At 70.8% G+C, this 469-nt stretch carries 1 protein-coding gene; it reads right to left on the bottom strand.

All coding sequences use genetic code 11. The features are described 5' to 3' along the window. Nucleotides 1–469 (bottom strand): NAD(P)(+) transhydrogenase (Re/Si-specific) subunit beta (locus C1631_RS25485; protein WP_165828376.1); only part of this gene is annotated, 469 nt, incomplete at both ends.

Here is a 469-nt window from a genome sequence, read left to right on the forward strand (position 1 = left end):
GTTGATGGCGTGCCGCTGCGGCAGCATGATCGGCTTGCCGGACATGCGCCCGTCGAGCTTGGCGAAGGCGATGACCGAACCGGTGAAGGTGATCGCGCCGATCGCCGCGCCCAGCGCCATCTCGAACAGCGACTCCTTGTGGATGTGGCCGTTCTCGAGGATGCCGACTGCCTGGGGGGCGTAGAGCGTCGCTGCCGCACCCGCCACGGCGGCGAGGCCGACGAGCGAGTGGAAGGCCGCGACGAGCTGCGGCATCGCCGTCATCGGCACCCGCTTGGCGATCACAGCGCCGGCGCCGCCACCGATCCCGAGGCCGAGCAGCACCAGGATCCAGGCGCCGAGTCCCGCCGGCGGATGGCCGGCCAGGGTCGTGAGCACGGCGCGCGCCCTGCCGATCATGACGTACAGGTTACCCTGTCGCGACGTGGTGGGGTGCGAGAGCCCCCGCAGCGCTCTGATGAACAGGACG

This window comes from Chryseobacterium phosphatilyticum (assembly GCF_002899825.2).
GTDB lineage: Bacteria > Bacteroidota > Bacteroidia > Flavobacteriales > Weeksellaceae > Chryseobacterium > Chryseobacterium phosphatilyticum.